The sequence below is a fragment of the Bifidobacterium sp. genome (assembly GCF_050874245.1).
Classification (GTDB): domain Bacteria; phylum Actinomycetota; class Actinomycetes; order Actinomycetales; family Bifidobacteriaceae; genus Bifidobacterium.
Genome location: NZ_JBNMKH010000184.1, coordinates 1 through 1,502 on the forward strand (window position 1 = coordinate 1; position 1,502 = coordinate 1,502).

The 1,502-nt window shown below is 57.4% G+C and carries 1 protein-coding gene; it reads right to left on the minus strand.

Annotated elements, in window-relative coordinates:
- On the minus strand, positions 1-1,261 hold a 1,261-nt coding region (locus ACR0P8_RS09725; RefSeq protein ID WP_432624850.1), incomplete at its 3' end, for an acetyl-CoA carboxylase biotin carboxylase subunit.
- Between the last annotated feature and the right edge of the window lie 241 nt (positions 1,262-1,502).

Below are 1,502 nucleotides of genomic sequence, written 5' to 3' on the forward strand. Positions count from 1 at the left end.
CGATTTCACCGCGGAACATGGGCATGCCTTCGATCACGAGCTCATCGAGTACGCGGCGCACACGGGCTACTGCGGTTTCGCGATCCTGCGCGGTGACGATGACCTTGCCCATCATCGAATCGAATTTCGGCGATACGGAGTCGCCTTCGACCACACCGGTGTCGATGCGGACGCCTGGTCCGGTAGGCCACATGATGCGTTCCAGCGTGCCGGCAGCCGGAGTCAGGTTGGTGTTGGGGTCTTCGGAGGTGATGCGCAGTTCGAAGCTGTGCCCACGCGGTGCCGGTGCCTGGGTCAGCTCGCCGCCGTCTGCAATGGTGAGCTGCTCTCGTACCAGATCGAGACCGCTTACCTCTTCGGAGACGGTATGTTCGACCTGCAATCGTGGGTTGACTTCAAGGAAGTAGACCTTGCCCTGCTCGGTCACCATGAATTCGCATGTTCCGAGCCCTACATAATCCACGGTTTCGAACAGTCTGCGGGAATACTCGCCGAGCGTGTCGATAATGGCGTCGCTGAGGAACGGCGCCGGCGCCTCCTCCACAAGCTTCTGATTACGACGCTGCAACGAGCAGTCACGGGTGGAGTACACGGTGAAGTTACCGTGGGAGTCACGTCCGCACTGTGTTTCGACATGGCGTGCGGCACGCACGAACTTTTCTACGAAATATGCGTTCAAATCGCCGCCCTGCAAGGAATCATGGCTGGCGAAGAACCTCCGCAGCTCCTCATCGTCGTTCACGACGGTAATGCCATGGCCGCCACCGCCATCGGTGCGCTTCATCATGACCGGATAGCCGTAGGTGTGCGCGAAGTCCAACAGTTTGCGGACGCTGCTCACCGGTTCGGACAAGCCGGGAACCGGCGGAACTTTGGCTCGTGCCGCCACGCGGCGGGCGCTGATCTTGTCTCCAAGCTCGATCAGGGCTTCGGGGCTCGGGCCGACCCAAATGGCACCGCTTTGTGCGACCTTGCTGGCGAAGCTCGGCACTTCGGACAGGAATCCGTACCCGGGGTGCACCGCGTTCGCACCGGTACGCTGAAGAATGTCGATAAGCGCATCCTCGTTGAGATACGTGTCCTTGTAGGTATCGCCGCTCAGCAGGAACGCTTCATCGGCAAGATCGACATATTGCGATTCGCGATCCTGCTCGGAATATATCGCGACAGTGGATATGCCCATTTCGCGAGCGGTACGCACCACACGCAGGGCGATTTCGCCGCGGTTTGCAATCAGTAGTTTTTTGACAATTGACGCCATAGTGTTAATTATTTACGCCGGTATGCAAGTCAAAACAATTTGACACAACACAAAATCGACACGTGCCTTTTGTGAGGTTGCACAAACGTTACCGTAGGCAAACAGCCGTATCCTGTACTCGGAATTGACGAATTCCCCTAATCTGTCACGCCTAGAAAGGCATTCTCATGCGTAATACGTTCGCTTTGATTTCTGCGCGTTTCACCACGTTGTCCCGCAGCCGTATCGGTTCCGTGCTCAA